General features: G+C 72.6%; 15 protein-coding genes. 3 read left to right on the top strand and 12 right to left on the bottom strand.

Annotated features, from left to right (window positions below; genetic code table 11):
• Positions 1-177: 177 nt before the first annotated feature.
• From ABL310_RS04560 to lspA, 7 genes are all read right to left on the bottom strand, one after another.
• Positions 178-1,527, bottom strand: a complete 1,350-nt coding sequence (locus ABL310_RS04560; RefSeq protein ID WP_349370520.1) for a sigma-54 dependent transcriptional regulator — start codon at positions 1,525-1,527, stop codon at positions 178-180.
• Positions 1,517-2,989 carry a HAMP domain-containing sensor histidine kinase gene (locus tag ABL310_RS04555; protein WP_349370519.1) on the bottom strand — a complete coding sequence of 491 codons (1,473 nt, stop codon included), beginning with the start codon at positions 2,987-2,989 and terminating at the stop codon, positions 1,517-1,519. The genes ABL310_RS04560 and ABL310_RS04555 overlap by 11 nt, the downstream gene beginning before the upstream one ends.
• Positions 2,990-2,993: 4 nt before the next feature.
• Positions 2,994-3,866, bottom strand: a complete 873-nt coding sequence (locus tag ABL310_RS04550) for a PhnD/SsuA/transferrin family substrate-binding protein (RefSeq protein WP_374730367.1) — start codon at positions 3,864-3,866, stop codon at positions 2,994-2,996.
• Between the two features lie 388 nt (positions 3,867-4,254).
• Entirely contained in the window at positions 4,255-5,529 is a 1,275-nt protein-coding gene (locus ABL310_RS04545; RefSeq protein WP_349370518.1) for a pitrilysin family protein, read from the bottom strand.
• A 28-nt stretch (positions 5,530-5,557) separates the two neighbouring features.
• A complete protein-coding gene (locus ABL310_RS04540) occupies positions 5,558-6,898 on the bottom strand; it encodes a pitrilysin family protein (protein WP_349370517.1) in 1,341 nt (446 codons plus the stop codon).
• A 140-nt stretch (positions 6,899-7,038) separates the two neighbouring features.
• The gene (locus ABL310_RS04535) at positions 7,039-7,719 is read right to left on the bottom strand and encodes a hypothetical protein (protein ID WP_349370516.1); all 681 of its coding nucleotides are present in this window, start codon (positions 7,717-7,719) and stop codon (positions 7,039-7,041) included.
• Between the two features lie 67 nt (positions 7,720-7,786).
• Positions 7,787-8,332 carry a signal peptidase II gene (gene lspA, locus ABL310_RS04530; protein WP_349370515.1) on the bottom strand — a complete coding sequence of 182 codons (546 nt, stop codon included), beginning with the start codon at positions 8,330-8,332 and terminating at the stop codon, positions 7,787-7,789.
• Positions 8,333-8,535: 203 nt separating this feature from the next.
• Here lspA and ABL310_RS04525 point away from each other — a divergent pair, with 203 nt between their 5' ends.
• The 3 genes from ABL310_RS04525 (at position 8,536) to ABL310_RS04515 (ending at position 13,689) form a co-directional block, all read left to right on the top strand.
• Positions 8,536-10,572, top strand: a complete 2,037-nt coding sequence (locus ABL310_RS04525; protein ID WP_349370514.1) for an OmpA family protein — start codon at positions 8,536-8,538, stop codon at positions 10,570-10,572.
• A gap of 124 nt (positions 10,573-10,696) precedes the next feature.
• On the top strand, positions 10,697-12,379 hold the full coding sequence (locus tag ABL310_RS04520) for a peptidase domain-containing ABC transporter (protein ID WP_349370513.1): 1,683 nt from the start codon (positions 10,697-10,699) through the stop codon (positions 12,377-12,379).
• Complete coding sequence (locus ABL310_RS04515) at positions 12,376-13,689, top strand: HlyD family type I secretion periplasmic adaptor subunit (protein WP_349370512.1); 1,314 nt, start codon at positions 12,376-12,378, stop codon at positions 13,687-13,689. Before ABL310_RS04520 ends, ABL310_RS04515 begins: the two co-directional genes overlap by 4 nt.
• A gap of 147 nt (positions 13,690-13,836) precedes the next feature.
• Here the strand turns inward: ABL310_RS04515 and ABL310_RS04510 are convergent, their stop codons facing one another.
• From ABL310_RS04510 to ABL310_RS04490, 5 genes are all read right to left on the bottom strand, one after another.
• Positions 13,837-14,160, bottom strand: a complete 324-nt coding sequence (locus ABL310_RS04510) for a hypothetical protein (protein WP_349370511.1) — start codon at positions 14,158-14,160, stop codon at positions 13,837-13,839.
• A gap of 275 nt (positions 14,161-14,435) precedes the next feature.
• Positions 14,436-15,323 carry a hypothetical protein gene (locus ABL310_RS04505; protein ID WP_349370510.1) on the bottom strand — a complete coding sequence of 296 codons (888 nt, stop codon included), beginning with the start codon at positions 15,321-15,323 and terminating at the stop codon, positions 14,436-14,438.
• A gap of 157 nt (positions 15,324-15,480) precedes the next feature.
• Positions 15,481-15,780 carry a hypothetical protein gene (locus ABL310_RS04500; RefSeq protein WP_349370509.1) on the bottom strand — a complete coding sequence of 100 codons (300 nt, stop codon included), beginning with the start codon at positions 15,778-15,780 and terminating at the stop codon, positions 15,481-15,483.
• A gap of 15 nt (positions 15,781-15,795) precedes the next feature.
• Entirely contained in the window at positions 15,796-16,383 is a 588-nt protein-coding gene (locus ABL310_RS04495; RefSeq protein WP_349370508.1) for a toxin-activating lysine-acyltransferase, read from the bottom strand.
• Positions 16,380-17,483 (bottom strand): hypothetical protein, encoded by a 1,104-nt coding sequence (locus tag ABL310_RS04490; protein ID WP_349370507.1) that lies wholly within the window; start codon positions 17,481-17,483, stop codon positions 16,380-16,382. Before ABL310_RS04490 ends, ABL310_RS04495 begins: the two co-directional genes overlap by 4 nt.
• Between the last annotated feature and the right edge of the window lie 38 nt (positions 17,484-17,521).

Here is a 17,521-nt window from a genome sequence, read left to right as displayed (position 1 = left end):
CCGTCTTGTTCTAGGGTGGAGGACGGGGAGCATGCCGCGTGCCAGCCGAGAAACAGCATTCGCTGCGGCGCACCATCAACGACGTCAATGACTTGGCCCGCCCGGCCCATTCGGATCTCCGCACACCCGCCCGACGTGTTCGGATTTCCGGACATGGCGCGACGCACGCCTGGGCCCTCAGCTTGCGCCCGGGGCCGCGATCTGCAGGCGACGCATCTTTTCCCACATCGTCGTCCGCGAGATGCCGAGCGCGCTCGCCGCCGGCCCGACGCCGCCGGCGACCTCGAGGGCGCGGATGATCTGCCGGCGCTCGGCGTCCTCGCGGACGATGTCGAGGGGCGCGATCAGCGCCTCGCCGGTCTCGCCGCGCGCCCACTTGCGTTCCGGGAACAGGTCCCCGGGGGTGATCCAGGGTCCGGAGGCCAGCGCCACGGCGCGCTCGACCCGGTTTCTGAGCTCGCGCACGTTGCCGGGCCAGTCGTGCGCGGCGAGCGCCTCCAGCGCGAGCGGATGCAGGCCTTCGAGACGCGTCGCGCGCGCGTCGTCATGCGTGGCGCTATCGGCGACGAAGCGGTCGAAGAAGGCTCGAGCCAGCCACGGCACATCCTCGCGTCGGCGGCGCAGCGGCGGGATCTCGAGGGTGACGACGTTGATGCGATAGTAGAGATCCTCGCGAAAGCGACCATCGCGCACGCGCGCACCCAGATCGACGTTCGTGGCGCAGACGAGCCGCGCCGCGAAGGGAAGCGTCGCCTCCCCGCCGACCCGCTGGAACGTCTTTTCCTCGACGAGCCGCAGCAGCTTCGCCTGCAGCCGCAGATCGAGATCCCCGATCTCGTCCAGGAAGAGCACGCCGTCCTTCGCGCGCTCGGCATAGCCGTGGTGTCGTGCGGCCGCGCCGGTGAAGGCCCCCTTCTCGTGGCCGAAGAGTTCGCTCTCCATCAGGTCGGCCGGGATCGCCGCGCAGTTCACCGCCATGAAGGGCCGCTTCGCGGCGCGGCCGCGCTCGTGCAAGGTGCGCGCGCAGACCTCCTTTCCGACGCCCGTCTCGCCGACGAGCAGCGCCGGCATCGGCAGGCCGGCGACGCGCCGGAGCAGCGTCTCGAGCCGGCGCATCTCGGGCGAGACCCCGAGCGTCGCTTCGCCGGGCTCGAGCAGCGGCGGCAGGGCCTGGCCGAGGCGTGCCAGGAGATCGGGCAGCGCGAAGGGCTTCGTCACGTAGTCGAGCGCGCCCCGACGCATCAGGCGGACCGCCTGGTCGATGTCGGCATGAGCGGTGATGAAGAGGAACGGCGGCGCGGCGCCCGTCTCCGCGACGGTCTCGAAGACATCCTCGCCGAGCCCGTCGGGGAGGCGGATGTCGCACAGGACGACGTCGGCTCCGCAACCCGGCAGGCGCGCGAACGCCTCCGCGACCGAGCGCATCCAGACCACCCGCGCCCCTTCGAGGACCAGGCGTTCGACGAGGCTCTCTCCCATGATCGCGTCGTCCTCGACGAGCGCGACGGTGCGGTGCTCAAGCGACATGGCGCAGCTCCTGCCCGCGGGTCGACGGCATCGGCAGGCGCACACGCACGCGGGCGCCCGAGGCCGTGTTCTCGACGGCGAAGCGCCCGCCGGCCTCGCCGGCGAGGCGACGCACGATCCCCAGCCCGATCCCAATTCGCACTCCGCCGTCGGCTTCGTCGGGCCGTCCGTCGAGGAGCGCGTCGACCGCCGCCTGCGGCATGCCGGCGCCGCCGTCCGCGACGACGAGCTCCAGCATGCCCTCGTCCATGACGGCTTCGAAGGTCAGGCGGCCCCCGGGCGGGGTGGCGGCGCAGGCGTTGAGCAGGAGGTTCAGCGCGATCTGCCGGATCGGTCCGGCGAGGCCGGGGATGTCGCGGTCGAGGCGATTGTGCCAGACGAGCCCGAGCGTCTTGCGGCGAACCTCCGGATCGACGAGCAGCCGGAGATCGTCGAGGTCGGTGGGGCGCAGGTCGCGCGCCTCGCGGTCGGGGCGATAGGTCGCGAGTGTCGATCGCACGACGTCGCGGATGCCGTGCAGCCCGCGGCGGATCAGCCCGAGCGAACGGTCGCGGACGTCCGCGGCGTCGCCGTGGGCCTCCAGGGTGTCGACCGCATTGAGGAGGCCGCCGAGCGGGTTGTTGATCTCGTGCGCCATGGAGGAGGCGAGCCGTCCGAGGCTCGCGAGCCGCTCCTCCTCGGCGAGCTTGCGCGCGAGCGCCTCGCGCTCTCGGACCGCCGCCGCGAGCGCGTTGAAGCGTCGGAACACGCCGGCGACCTCCCCGCGCGCGGACGCCAACGCGGCGGCCGGGATCGGCGCCACCTCGCCCTCCGCGCCCGCCTGCAGGGTCTCCGCGAGAATCTGCATGGGACGCATCATCCGGCGCACGACGGCCCAGGCCAGAAGCGAGAGCGACAGGGTCACGGCCCCATTCGTCACCACCAGCGTCCAGAGCACGCTGCGCCGCTCCTCGAGAAAGGGGGTGACATCGAACCGGGTGTGGATCGATCCCAGCCGCACGCCCCCCGACGTCACCTCGCGCTGCGCCAGTGCCTGCGCCTCGTCGCCCTCGGTGGTCAGGCTCCAGCCGGCGGAGCCGGCGGCCCCGGCGAGGTCCTCCGGTATCGGCTCGAAGGCGGGCACGGCGCGTGGATCCGAGGCGGCGAGCACGCTGCCGTCGGCACGCGCCACCACGGTGAGGGTGGGCTTCAGGCCCGCATGGCTCTCGTGGGCGCGCGCGATCAGCGCGAAGGCCTCCCAGACGTCGTCCCGTACCAGCGGCTCGACGAGCGCGGACGAGAGCGTGTCGAGATGGACGAGGGCGAGATCCTCCAGGTGGCGCGTCTGCGCCTCCGCGAGCCGGGTGAGCACGCGCTCCGAGGCGATCGCGGCGACGGCGCCCATGAAGATCATCACGACGAGCGGCAGCTTCACCGAGACGGGAAGGCGATCGAGCCTTACGTCCAGGCGGAGCCGGCGCATCGTCCTACTCCTCGCCCCGCCGCACGACGGCGACCTTCTCGGCGATCGGCTCGTAGAGCGACGCCGGCGCGGTTCGGAAACCGTCGAGACGCAACGTCTCGAGGACGGCGCGTCCCACCTCGTCCTCGGCCATTGCAAGCAGCGCTGAGCGCAGCGCCCCGACCCGCGCGCCGCCGGACGCGGCTCCGTTGCAGGCGACCGGCGGAAACCCGAGCGGTTCGGAGGCCGTGAGGACGCGGGTTCGCGCGAGGAGTTCCGGGTCCGTCTCGCGCATCACCTCGTAGACGTAGCCGTCGACGCTGCCGCTCTGGGCGAGGCCCGCGCCGACAGCGCGGATCACGTTGCGGTGCCCCCAGGTGAAGATGCGCTGCGCGAAGTGACGCTCGGGCGTCGTTCCCGACGTCGCCAGGGCGGCCGCCGTGACCAGCCAGCCGGAATTGCTGTCGGGATCGGAGAAGGCATGGACGTCGCCGGCGAGATCCGCCAGCGCCTCGGCCTCGCGCCGCGCGTCGACGATGAGGTAGGAGCGGTAGAGCGGCGCGCCCCGCCAGATCGGGGTGGCGACCAGCTCCAGCTGGTCGCGATAGGCCACGAACGGATAGCCGCAGATCCAGGCCGCATCGAGCTGGCCGGAGACGAGAAGCGCCGTGACCTCCTGGTAGGTCCGTCGCGTCACGAGGCGCACCGATCGGCCCGTCGCGCGTTCCAGATAGGCTCGCAGCCTATCGAGGAGGACGAGGTCCGACGACAGGAAGACCGGGGTCAGCCCGAACGCGAGCGGCACCTCCGCCTCGGCGCGTGCGACGCTCCGCCCGGCTCCCGCCCACGCCGCCGTCGCAAGTCCCGCCAGGGCGGTCCGACGGGTGATCTCGCCCACGCGCGCCTCCTCACCCCCCTTCGCCACCGTCGGCTTCGAGCCGATCTGCGAGCAGCCTAATGCCGAAGGTCGCGCCGTAACAAGCATCCCGTAGCGTCGCAGCGCCAAACGAGCGCCGGTCCTTCTGCAGGCGTGCTCGCCCTCCGTCGACCATCGAGCGACGTGCGCCGCGAACGGGGCCCGGCTTCGAACAGGGCATCTGGATGGTGCGCCTCAGCCCCCGAGGCCGGGAGCGTGAAGAACGGCCATGATCGCGATGCGCCGCTTCATCCGCGCCTCGTCCGGCCGTCGCCAGCCACCGCCCGTAAGCTCCTCGCCGCCCTCGACGCCGTCATCCGGGACAGAACCCCATGGCGACTGCGAAACGCTCGACGCGAAAGACAGTCGCTCAGATTTCCGGCTTGCCCGCGATCACCGTGAGCATCCGCCCGTCGCCGAGCATGCGGGCCCCGGCGCGGCGGACGTCGTCGGGGGTGACGGCCGAGACCAGCGCGTTGCGGCGGGCGACGTAGTCGACGCCGAGATCGTTGAAGGCGATCTGGACGAGCTGGTTGGCGATCTTGGTCGAGGTATCGAAGCCGAGCGCATAGGAGCCCGTGAGATAGGCCTTGGCCTTCTCCAGCTCCTCCGCCGAGGGCCCCTCCTCGCGCAGCCGGTCGATCTCCCCGGTGATGACGGAGAGCGCCTCGGCGACGCGCTCGTTCTTGGTGGCGGTGAAGCCCCACGTCATCGCCGTGCGGCGGAAGGTGGCGAGCGACGTGCCGACCGAATAGGCGAGCCCGCGCGTCTCGCGAACCTCCTGGAACAGGCGCGAGGTGAAGGCGCCGCCGCCGAGCACGTGGTTGAGAACGTAGGCCGGCACGAAATCCGGGTCCGTCCAGGAGAGCCCGTTCATGGCGAAGCGGATGACCGATTGCGGCACGTCGACCTCGACGACGTGGCGATCCCCGAGCCCCGAGAGGCTCACGGCCGGGACCTCGGCGAGATCCGGCGTCGCGGGCAGGCCGGCGAAGGCCCCGTCCACCCGGCGCGCCACCTCGTCGGCGCCGATGGCGCCGACGACGACGACCTTCAGCCGCTCCCGCGCGGCCTGGCGGCGATGCGCGGCGACGAGGTCCTCGCGCCCGATCCCGGGCAGGCTCTCGAGCGTGCCCGAGGTCGGCGTGCCGTAGGGGTGGCCCGGGAAGGCCTCGGCGAAGAAGCGCTTCGTCGCCCGCGAGCCCGGATCCTTCATCTGGTAGCGCAGGCTCGCCATGGTCTGAGCGCGCACGCGCTCGACGTCCGCCTCGTCGAAGCGCGGCTCGGCCAGCGCCAGGCGCAGCAGCTCGAAGGCCTCGTCGGCGTTGCGGGTCAGCGTCTTCAGCGAGCCGCCGAGCGTGTCCGGCCCCGCGGAGAACGACAGCTCGATGGCGCGGTCGGCCAGCCGCTCGTGGAAGGCCGCGGACGGATACGGCCCCGCGCCCTCGTCGAGGAGGCGGGCCATCAGCTGCGCGACGCCGGCCTTGCCCGCCGGGTCCTGCGCGGCGCCGCCCTCGAACAGGAAGGCGAGCGCGACGAGGGGCACGACGTGCGATTCGACGTGCCAGACCTCGATCCCGGCGGGGGTGATGACGCGCCCGACCTGGGCCGGCGGGGCGGTGACGGGCGTGACGGCGACGGTCATGAGAGATCCTTCCTCGGCGCGCCGGACGTCAGCTCGCCTTGCGCAGCTGGCCGGTGACGGAGCGGTGCGGGGCGAGGACGCGCTTCGCCGCCTCGGCGAGGTCCTCGCGGGTGACGGCCTCGACGTCGGCGGGCCAGCGCTTCACGTCGGCGATCGTCTCGCCGATGGCGAGCGCCGAGCCGAAGATGCGCGCGAGCGAGGTCTGGCTGTCGGCGGCATAGACCGTCTCGGCGACGAGCCGGGTCTTGGCGCGGGTGAGCGCGGCCTCCTCCAGCGCCGTGTCCGGAATCGCGGCGATGGCGGCGTCGAGCGCCTCCTCGGCGGCCTCCAGGCTCACGCCGTGGGCGGGGACGAGGTAGACGGCGAAGCGCGTCTCGTCGATGGCCGAGGCCATGTACCAGGCGCCGGCATTCACCGCGACGGCCTTGTCGAGGACGAGCGTGCGGTAGAAGTACGAGGTCGGGCCGCCGCCGAGGAGCTCGGCGAGGACCTCGAGCGCCACGCTCTCGCGGGTCGTGCCCGTGATGACGGAGGGCGCGAGATAGAGCCGCTGCAGGGTCGGCTGCTCCACCCGCGGATCGGCCACAGCGACGCGGCGCATGGCGCGGGGCTCCGGCTCGCGCGGGCGCACCCGCACCGGCCGCGCGCCGCGAGGCGCGACCCGGCCGTAGGTGGCGTCCGCCTGCCGCAGGACCTCGTCCGGCGTCACGTCGCCGGCGACGACCAGGATCGCGTTCTCCGGCGTGTAGAAACGGCCGTAATAGTCGAGCGCGTGGGTGCGATCGAGCTGCTCGATCTCGTGCATCCAGCCGATGATCGGGATGCCGTAGGGGTGATGCACGAAGAGCGAGGCGGCCATGGCCTCGGAGAGCTGGGCCGCCGGATCGGTCTCGACCCGCATGCGGCGCTCCTCGAGCACCACGTCGCGCTCGGGCGCCACGACCTCGTCGGAGAGGCGCAGGTTCGCCATGCGGTCGGCCTCGAAGCCCATCATGGTGGGCAGGTGCTCCTTGGCGACGCGCTGGAAATAGGCCGTGTAGTCGAACGAGGTGAAGGCGTTCTCCTGCCCGCCGAGCCGGGAGACGACCTTGGAGAACTCGCCCGCCGGATGCTTCTCGGTGCCCTTGAACATCAGGTGCTCGAGGAAATGCGCGATGCCCGAGACGCCGATCGGGTCGTCGGCGGAGCCGTTGCGATACCAGACCATGTGGGTCGCGACCGGAACCCGGGTATCCGGGACGACGACGACGTCCATCCCGTTGTCGAGCGTATGGGAATGAATCTGCGGACCGTCCGCGGAGAAGTCCGGACGGGCGCCCGCGCCGGGAGCCGTGATCAGGTGCGGAGCGGCGGGCGGCGTGCGGGACATGCTTCAGACCTCGTGACGCTTGCGGGAGGAGGCCGCGCGAGGGAGGCGGCCTGAACGAGACGAACCCGAATATAGAGACGCCGCGCGCCCGGAGAAAGGACGCGCGGCGTTCGGAAGCAGCGGATCGACGGCGCGCGCGATCAGCGGCGCGCACCCTGCTCGCGGATGAACTCGGTGGGCGACTGCGGCTCGGGGCGCGGTCCCGTGAAGGTCTGGACACGCTCGGGCATGGGCGCGCTCGGATCCGGCACGAGATAGGCCTGCGGCGGATCGGTGAGGAAGCGGCGCTCGAGACGCGTCTCCGCCGCCTGCTCGCGCGCCCGCTGGTCGAGCTCGCGCAGCGTCTGCGGCGGGATCCAGGCCGGGTTCGCGTTGGCGCCGCCCAGGCCCCGCTCGACCGGCGCCCATTCCGTCCGCGACGGGTCTCCGCCGAGCCCCGCGCCGGCGACGCGGCCGCGGCGCAGCTCTTCGGGGGTCATGGTCCGGCCGATCTGCTCGAAGGAGTCGGCGCGCTCCGGCGCGGGCGTGCGCGCCTCGATGGCGCGGGCGCGCGCGGCGGCGACATCCGGATCGTTCGGCCATTGCGGGTTCGCGTCGGCGACGTCGCCCGGCGCGGGCGGCGGGAGGTTCTGCAGGTTCGGCGGCACGACGAGCGGCGGGCGCTCGCGGTAGTCGATGTCGGGACGCTCGGGATCGACGAGGCCGATGGCGCCGAGCACGCCGCGGAAGAAGTCGCCCTCCTGCGCCGACGCGGGCGCGGCGGCGAGGAGCGCGAGGACGACGCCGGCGCAGGCGGCGCGTGCGATCCCGGAACGGTTCATAGCGTCTCGACCCTCTCGTTCGTCGATCTCGGGCGCGGCCTCGGCGCCCGCCCTCGTCGCGCCCCTGTCACCCCTCATCGCGGCTTTCCTGTGACGGCGCGCGTCTGCGGGCCCGGCGCGGCTCGAGGACGAGCGAGTCATAGAGGAGACCGACGACGCCCGCAACGATGGCCGCGTCGGCCACGTTGAAGACGTACCAGGAGAAGCGCCCCCAGTAGAGGTGCACGAAGTCGAAGACCGCGCCGTAGACGGTGCGGTCGACGGCGTTGCCGAGCGCGCCGCCGACGATCAGCGCCAGCGACAGCGCCAGGAAGCGCACGTTGGTGCGCAGCATCCACACGCCCAGTGCGAGGCTCGCGACGACGGAGCCGACGACGAGGATCCAGCGCCCGAGCTCGGTCTCCTGCTGGAACAGGCCGTAGGAGATGCCCCGGTTCCAGACGACGACGAGCTCGGCGAAGGGTGCGAGCGTGAGCGGCTGATGGATGCGCAGGTCGTAGCCGTGGAGGAACCAGAGCTTCGTCGCCTGGTCGAGGACGAAGATCGCCAGCACGAGCGCGATCGCGAGGCCGCGGGGGGAGCGGGTTTCGGGCGACGCGTGGGCGGCTTGCATGCGGGGCGGCTCGGGGCTGGCTCGGGTTCAGGCGGGGTTCAGGCGCGGCCTGCGAAGAGAGGCGCGAGGCCCCTCCTAGCACCCCGCGCCGCCCGGCGGAACCGGCGCGCGCGAAACCTCCCCGGGGAAGCGCGGCCGGGAACCATACCGCCGCCCCGGGGCTTCGCAGCCTCGACAGAACGCCGCAACACACGGAACACGCCATGACACGCATCGCTGCGCTTCTCGCCTCGACCGCGCTGCCGCTCGCCCTGATGACGGGCGCCGGCGCCGCCGAGCGCGCCCCCGCGCCGACTCTTCTCGCCCAGTCGGAGACGACCGCCGAGGGCGATCCGCTGAAGCTCACCCTCCCCGGTGAGGAAGCCGAGGGCGAGACCGCGCCGGCCGAGGGCGAGGCGCCGCCCGCGGAGGAGCCCGCTCCGGCCGAGGAGCCTGCGCCGGCCGAGGAGCCCGCCCCCGCCGAGGAGCCCGCGCCGGCAGAGGAGCCCGCCCCCGCCGAGGAGCCCGCGCCGGCAGAGGAGCCCGCCCCCGCCGAGGAGCCCGCCCCCGCCGAGGAGCCCGCTCCGGCCGAAGAGCCCGCTCCGGCCGAAGAGCCCGCTCCGGCCGAAGAGCCCGCGCCGGCCGAGGAGCCTGCGCCGGCCGAGGAGCCCGCGCCGGCCGAGGAGCCCGCCCCCGCCGAGGAGCCCGCGCCGGCCGAGGAGCCCGCCCCCGCCGAGGAGCCCGCGCCCGCCGAGGAGCCCGCGCCCGCCGAGGAGCCCGCCCCCGCCGAGGAGCCCGCGCCGGCCGAGGAGCCCGCGCCGGTCGAGGAACCTGTTTCCGAGCCGCTGCCGGAGGCGACGGTCACGGAGGAGACCGCGCCGACTGAGGCGACTGAAGAACCCGCTGCGGCCGAGGAGCCCGCTACGCCGGAAGAACCCGCTGCCGAGGCGGAGCCCGCCGAGGAGACGTCCATCGGGGAGCCGGTCTCCGAGCCGCTCCCGGAGGCCACGGCCACCGAGGAGCCGGCCGCGGAGGAGCCCGTCGCGGAGGAGCCCGTCGCGGAAGAGCCCGTCGCGGAAGAGCCCGCCCCCGAGCAGCCCGTGGCGGAAGAGCCCGCCGTGATGCAGGACCCCACGGCCACGCAGGAGGCCGCGCCCACCCTCGCTCCCGCGCCGGACACGGCGCCCGCCGCCGCGGCTGCGCCGCAGGGCGCCGTCGCGCCCCAGCCGCCGGCCTTCCTCGCCGAGCCGCCCGCCCCGCCGCGCGGTGGGCTCGAGGCGCTCTTCGGCGTGCTCGAGCAGGGCGCGCGCACCCTCCAGGAGGTCCAGCGCCAGCGCACAGAGCGCGTGATCGACGGTCGCACCGTCATCCTCGAGCCGGGCGACCGCACCATCGTCCGCGAGGGCGACCGCTACGTCATCATCAACGACGAGCAGGAGCGTCTGCGCCGCTACTACGACGACGTCCGCGTCATCGAGCGCGACGGAGAGACCGTACTGATCGCCGACCGCCCCGGCGGCTACCAGGTGATCACCGTCGTCGACGAGTACGGGGACCTGATCAGCCGCGTGCGCGTCGCCCCCGACGGCACCCGCACGGTGCTGATCGACAACCGGCCCGAGACGTACGTCTCCGACCGCTTCACCCGCGACCGTCGGCCCCTGCGCGGCGAGCGCCGGATCTTCGAGGACTGGTCGCTCGCCCTGCCGCCGCCGCGCATCGAGATCCCCTACGACGAGTACGTGGTCTCGCTCGAGGAGGTGGACGCCGGGCTCGCCACGCCGCCGCCTCGGGTGATCGAGGCCTTCACCGCGCCCCCGGTGGCCCCGCCGCCCCGGGCCTTCAGCCTCGACGAGGTGCGCTACAACGAGAACCTGCGCGACTACATGCGCCGGGTCGACCTCGACGTGGTGACCTTCGACACCGGCGAGTGGCGCCTGTCCGAGCGCCAGGTCGCGGCGCTCGCGCCGGTGGCGAGCGCGATGCGCGACGTGCTGCGCAACGACCAGACCGAGATCTTCCTGGTCGAGGGCCACACCGACGCGGTCGGCCGCGAGATTGACAACCTGTCCCTCTCCGACCGCCGCGCCGAGACCGTCGCCTACGTCCTCTCCGAGCGCTACGGCCTCCCGCCGGAGAACCTCGTCACCCAGGGCTACGGCGAGGAGCACCTCAAGGTCCCCACCGAATCCGCCGAGCGCCGCAACCGCCGGGTGACGCTCCGCCGCATCACGCCGCTGATCGAGCAGGCGCAGAGGTGAGGTGACGAGGGGGGCGGGGGCCGAGGCTCCCGCCCTTCAGGTCTTGACAACACAAGGGGTTGCATCCTGGTCTCGGACACGCTAGGAACTCAACATCTGTTAAGTGTTCCTACGTTCGTTCGACATGCCGATCTCCCACCCGGTCGCCAGGCCGCCGAATCAATCGCGAGAGGTTCCTCTCGCCTGGTTCGGGAAGACCCTCTGGCGCTATGCGCCGCTCTACGCCGAGCTGATCGCGATCGCGATCTGCCTTCGCTTGCTCGGCCTCGTCGAGCCCTTCGTCTTCCAGGTCATCATCGATCGGGTGCTGCCCTTCCAACGCGAAGCGACGCTCGTCGTCGTCGTCGCGATCTTCGCCGCCGTCAGCCTCTACCAGGTCGCGTTCCAGGCGCTCTCGGGGTACCTCGGCCTCTCCACCGCGAACAGCGTCACGCGAGAGCTGGCGAAGCGCATCTTCGGCCACCTCTTTCGCCTGCCGCTCGATCATTTCCGCCGCTGGAACGTCGGCGAAACCCTCGCGCGCGTTTCCGAGACCGATACGATCCGCGCCTTCCTTGTCGGCGCGACGACCGGCGTCCTGCTCGATCTCCTTTTCGTGGCCGTCACCCTCGTCGTCCTCTTCACCATCTCGTCGACGCTGGCGTGGCTCGTCGTCGCCGCGCTCCCGGCGCAGGCCCTGATCTACCTGGTTTTCGGCCCTTTCCTGCGCCGGCGGTTGCGCGTTCAGTTCGATCGCGGCGCTCGTCATCAGGCGCAGGTCGTCGAGAGCCTCACGGGCGCGGTCTCGGTCAAGGCGCTCGCCGCGGAGCGCGTCGTGCTCGCCCGGCTGGAGGCGACGCTCGCCAGCTCGCTCGACGCGGCGTTCCGGGTCGGCGTGCTCAACGTGGCGAACGGACAGGCGATCTTCCTGATCGATCGGGCGCTCACGATCGCCGTCGTCTTCGTCGGCGCGACGCTCGTTTTCGCGAACGAGATCACGCTGGGCCAGCTGGTCGCATTCCACCTCCTCGTCGGTCGCGTGGTCGGGCCCATCGGCAACTTCGCGAGCCTCTGGGAGAGCTGGCAGAACGTGAAGATCGCACGCCAGCGGCTCGGGGACATCCTGTGCGAGGAGCCGGAGGGCTTCGGCGCGAAGCCGCGTCTCCCGGCGGGACTCGCGCCGCGCTTGCAGTTCGAGAAGGTCACGTTCGGCTACGGCGAGGGAAGGCACGTGCTTCACGGCTTCTGCTGCGATCTTCAGCGGGGCACGCTGACGCTCGTCGTGGGTCCCTCCGGGATCGGCAAGTCGACGTTCGGACGCCTCGCGGCCGGAATCGAGCGGCCGCAGGCCGGGCGCGTGCTCCTCGGCGGCGAGGATCTCGCCGCATACGATCCAGCCGACGTCCGCGTCACGGTCGCCTACGTGCCGCAGGAGCCCTTTCTCTTCACCGGCACCATCCGCGACAATCTCGCCATGCATGACGGCGGCGCGCTGGACGAAGGCCACATGCGCGAGGCGTTGCGCCGTGCCTCGGCCGACGATCTCGTCGCGCGCCTGCCGCAGGGCCTCGACACCTTCGTCGGCGAGCGCGGGACCGCGCTCTCCGGCGGGCAGCGGCAGCGCATCGCCATCGCGCGCTCGCTGGCGCTGCGGCCGAAGGTGCTGATTTTCGACGAGCCGACGAGCGCCCTCGACGCCGCGGCCCAGGCGACCATGGCCCGCGAGATCCGGGCGCTGACCCCGGAGACGACGGTCGTCGTCATCACCCATCGCCCCGATGTCTTCCCCGAGCCCGACCACGTCATCGACTTCGAGGCCCTGCGATGAGCCCGCGCCCCGATGGCCGCGTCGTCTCGCCGACGCTTCACCTGACCGTCCTCGCACTGATCGCGATCTTCGTCACCACGCTGGTGCTCTCGATCGTCCTGGAGATCGAGATCGTGGCGCGCGGAGAGGGCCGCGTCGTCCCGCTCTCGCGCGTCCAGGTGATCCAGCCCGAGTTCGACGGGCGCATCGCCGCGATCCGCGCGGAGAACGGCCGGAGCGTCGCGGCGGGGGAGGTCCTCGTCGCGCTCGACCCGACCGATGCGCGCGCCGAGCTGGCCCGGCGCGAGGCGGAGGACCTGCGCCTGCGCATCGAGCGCGCGCGCATCGACGTTTTCCTCGAAGCACTCGGCGGCGATCCTGCCGACCCGCGCTTCGTCCTCGATGCGCTCTCCCGCTTCGCGCCTCCGGGGGGCGACCCCGGATACGCGGAGGAGCAGCGGCGGCTGCTCGCCGCGGAGCTGGAGGAGCTCGCGAGCGCGGTCGCGCGCACGGATGCGCGGCTCGGCGCGAACGCCCGCGCCAGGGCCGTGCTGGAGGCGAACGTGGCCCGGGTCGAGGCCGCCCTCGAGACGCAGGACGAGCGGCTCGCCGCGTCCCAGGAGCTGCTGGAGCGCGGCACGACCAGCCGCCTCGCCCATCTCGACGTGCTCGACGAGAGCACGCGGCTCGCCGCGGAGCGGCGCGTGCTGGAGCGGGAGGGTGAACGCATCGCCGCCACGGCGGCGGAGCTCGCCGCCGAGCGCGTCTCCCTCGTCGCCGCGGCGCGCTCGCGCCTCAGCGCCCGGCGCGCCGAGATCGAGGCGCGGCTCGCCGCGCTGGCGGAGGAGCTCGTCCAGTCCCGCCGCAGGCTCGCGGCGATGACGCTGACCGCGCCCCTCGACGGCGTGGTCGACCAGCTGCGGGTCTTCACGGTCGGCGGCGTGGCGAAGGCCGGCGAGGAGCTGATGCGCGTCGTCCCCTCGGCGGACGCGCCCGAGCTGGAAGCCGCGTTCCCGAACATCGACGCCGGCTTCCTGGAGCCGGGGCAGCGCGCGATCATCCGCCTCGACGCCTACCCGGCGGAGCGTTTCGGCTACGTGCCCGGCGAGGTGCGCACCGTCTCCGCGGACGCCGTCGAGATCGACGGCGATTTCGTCTTCGTCACCCGCATCGCGCCGGACACGCCCTACCTCGAAGCCCCGCTCGGCGACTACCCGCTGCGCCCCGGCATGACGGCGACGGTGGACGTCGTCACGGGCGAGAGGAGGTTGATCAGCTATTTCTTCGCGCCGATCGTGGAGACGGTGCAGATGAGCCTGGGGGAGCGGTGACGGGCGAGGCGCCGTTCTATGAAGCGCCCAGGCGCCGGAGCGCCCCGTCCTCCAGGCGGAGGACCCAGGCCGGCGCCGGCATCAGATGCTCCTTCGTGAGAATGCGTCCATCATGTCCGCTCCTCGCCGAGGGCGACGGCGGCGCCCTCAGGTCGCCTCCCCTCGCCCAGCGGAAGGCGCGGACGGCGTTCCCGGCTCCTCGCGATCGCGAACGAGCCAGGCCAGGGCCGCGAAAGCCGCGATGTTCGCGAACAGCGCGGTGAGAAAGAGGATGGGGTCGGCCACGACCGCGAAGACGAACGCCGTATTCAGTGCGGCCATGCCGATGCAGGCGACGACGCGATCGAAGCGGATTCGCGGCAGTCGCGCGTCCTCGCGCCGACGGTCCTCGTCCCTTTCCGGCGCGGCGACCCGCTCGACGACGTAGCCGACGAGTGCGAACCCGCAGAGGATGGCGGCGACGACGAGCAAGCGTTCCCGTTCGTCCGTCGCCAAGCCCGTCGATACCCACGAGGCGAAGCCCGCTGCTGCGCCGTAGTAGAGCGCTCGAATAACGACTCTGTTCATTTATAACTCCAAGAGGCCGGCCGGAGGTCGCATCGAGCGATGCTCCGCTCAGGCGCTTGTTCGAGGGAGGCGGGGCGGCAATGTCCCGCCCGCCCGATGCCTCGCGGCGGCGCCGGCGACGAGCGCGCCACGGAGGGCGTCGGCCCAGTCGGCTCGGTTCATCGCGTTCTCACCGTCGCCTAGGCACACGCGGCCTCCGCAAGAGGCTGCCGTCGACTCACCGCCCGCCTCGCCCACCCATGCAGCAGAAGCGCGATTCCAGCGGCGGCCACACCCGACGCGACGACGCCGATGATCGCGGTCGTGAGGATCGCCACCGCGTTCGCCACCATGTGCAGAAGGAGCACGAGCGGGAGGACCGCCCAACGCCTGTCTATCAGCGCGAGGACGACGAGCGTCGAGAACGCCGCGTGCCAAGCGACCACCGCCACCCAGCCGAGCGCGAGCGACAGGCTCTGCAGCGGGTCCCCAGCCGTATGGGCGACGGCCGCGTCGGCGGCGCCGACGGAGAGGCCCGGGTGGACCAGCGCCGCAACCCTGACCAGAAGCTCGGCGAGCCCCCAGCCGATCCCGAAGCCGGCCCCGAGCCTGACCCCGGCGCCGAGCGCGAGCCGCGGGCCGATGCCTACGGCGATCGCGAGGGCCGCGAAGCGGCACGCCTCCTCGACCAGCGGCCCGAGGACCACCATCGCGAGGAGCGTGCCGCCGACGGAATCCGGTGAGAGCTCCAGGCCGCGGAGCAGCGGGACGAGCGCCGTCCCCGCAACGAAGCCGCCCACCGCCATCGCGAGCACGCTGCTGGCCAGCCCGACCCCGACGGCGCGGATCGGCGCTCCGAACGCGCGGCGGATCGCCAAGGCGACGCCAAAGGCCGTAACGAGCGTCGCGAGCCCGAGCAGCGGCGTCGCCTGCGGCGCGAGGCTCACGACGCCTAGAGAAAGGGCGAGCCCGCCCGCGAACAGGCCCTCTGGAAGCCAAGGCTCGCCGTCGAGCGCCGCGGAGAAGGCGCGCCAAGCGACATACGATGCGGCGCCCAGGAGGGCGATCGCGCCGACCGTCGCCTCCATTCCGCGATCGGCGTCGAGAGTGACGACGAAGACCGCGATGATCGCATAGGCGCTGGCGACCAGCGCCGCGATGCTCCTTCGTGAGAATGCGTCCATCATGTCCGCTCCTCGCCGAGGGCGACAGCGGCGCGAGGCCGCCGTCGCTCGAGCCACGAGGTTACTTGCCTCTCTCTCCCGGCGCATTGTACGCGTCGTGGACGCTATTCATCTGGTCGCGTGCATGGGCCTGGGCGAGCGTCCCGACGATTCCGCCCGTTGCGCCCCCCACCGCCGCTCCGATCGGTCCGCCGAAGAGACCGCCAACGACACCCCATCCAAGGGTCCCCATGATCGTCCCGTAATTGTCCACGATCTGTCTCGACGCCTGATCGAGATGGCTGCTTCCGCCGCTGTCGCCCCCACCGCCGTAGCTCACCGGCGAGGCGATCTCGGCCAGAATCGTATCGATGTCCTTCATCGTTTTACGCTCTTCTCATTCGGAGCCATGCGAGGCATGATCTCCGTGCTGCGTGTTGCCCGGCATCCGCCGGGCGGCTCGTTCGGCCGGGGGGCGTGCCAGCGCCTCCCGGCCTCCATACGCCTCGGATCGCGAGGCGTATTCCGTCGACGGCCTCAGGCCGGCGAATTCCGTCGTCGCACCATCCGCCTTGAACCAGCGCTTGATCGCGCGCACGCGTCCGTCCGGCGCGCGGGCGAGGCTGGTCGCGGTGCGGTGCCGGAAGACGTTCTCCTTGAGATCGCGGATGAAGGCCCGCGCGCCGCCATAGGGCGCGACGAAGTCGTTGAAGAAGAGCCGCTCCCCGCAGGCCCACTCGTCCGGCCGCAGGGCGCGGCCAGAGGCGTGCAGCTCGGCCTCGACCGCGGGCGTGATACAGGCGAAGGTGAGGAACGCCGTCGGCGCGCCGCTCTCGTCGAACCAGATCCGCGCCTGTCCCAGCCGGAGCGGCGGCAGGATCTCGACGGCGAGGTACCGCCGCAGCGGCTGGCCGCGATGATAGGGGGAGCGCGCCATCAGCGCGATCATGGCGCCGAGGCTGGCGTAGAGGTCGAGGCGACTCACGGGGCGCTCCCCGCTGCGGGCGCGGCCTCGAGCCGGCGCGCGGCGAGCGCTTCCATGGCCGCCGGGTCGCCGAAGGGCGCCGCCAGCCTCGCGGCCTGTGGACGACCCTCGCCGTCGCGGCCTGCGACCGCCCAGCCGAAGGGCCTCGCCTCCTCGTCGAGGCCGATCGCCAGCCGGGATTCGCGCAGGCCGTCGAGGAGGGCCTCGTAGAAGGCCTCGACCGTCTCCGGCTCGCTCTCCTCCCCACGGGCGGTCTCGAGCGCGGCGGCGACACCGATTTGCCGGTAAGCGACGAGCGGTCCGGGCTCGTCGCGCGCGAGAACGGGCGGGAGCGGGTTCTGCGCCGCGAGCGCAGCATGGATCAGCGGGCGCAGGCGCGCCGGGGCGTCAGGGCCGCTGGAGAGCAGCGCCGCGGCCTCGCCGGGATCGGAGAGCTCCCGCGCGCGCCGGGCGAGCCAGCGGGCGACCGGATAGTTCCAGCGGTAATCGTAGCCGGCTTGCGGATCTGCGAAGGCGGCGCCCAGCGTGGCGGCGTCCTCGCCGAGATAGACGCCGTCCTCCGCCACGTGCGCGGTGCGCAGCGCACAACCCTCGGAGCGATCCCGCAGGTGCGCGAGGAGCGCCCGCTCGCCGAGGAAGGCGCAGACCTCGCGCGCAACGGGCGGCATCGCCGCGCCGGGCGTTCGCGCATGCGAGGCGATGATCTGAACGGCGTGGGCGAGCTCGTGCGCGAGTGCGAGCGCGTCGCGCGCATCGCCGCGCCGCCACGGAACTTTGATCGTCGGCGCCGCGTCCGGACCGTGATCGTGGATCTGCGGGCGTGCGCCGGGGCCGTCGTCGAGCACCACCGCGACGTCGGCGCAGGTTCGCCGCACCGTCTCGGAAAGCGCCGGCCACGCCGCACCGAACGCCTCGGCGCACCATCGCCGCACGAGGGCGGGCGAGAGCGGCGCAGGTTCGGGCTCATCGGCGGCACGGCCAGGCTGCGCGAGAGGCACGGCGGTCGCGAGAACGGCGCGCACGAGGTCGGCGTCGAGCCCGTTGGCGGCGAGCCAAAGCGCGAGAGCGCTGTCCGGCGGAACGGGAAGCGAGGTCGGCATGGCGGCGGGCAAATGACGATACGGAGAGGTTAATTCCT

This window comes from Salinarimonas sp. (genome assembly GCF_040111675.1).
GTDB lineage: Bacteria > Pseudomonadota > Alphaproteobacteria > Rhizobiales > Beijerinckiaceae > Salinarimonas.
Note: the sequence above shows the minus strand (reverse complement) of the source record. Positions and strands in the feature narration are given on the sequence as shown.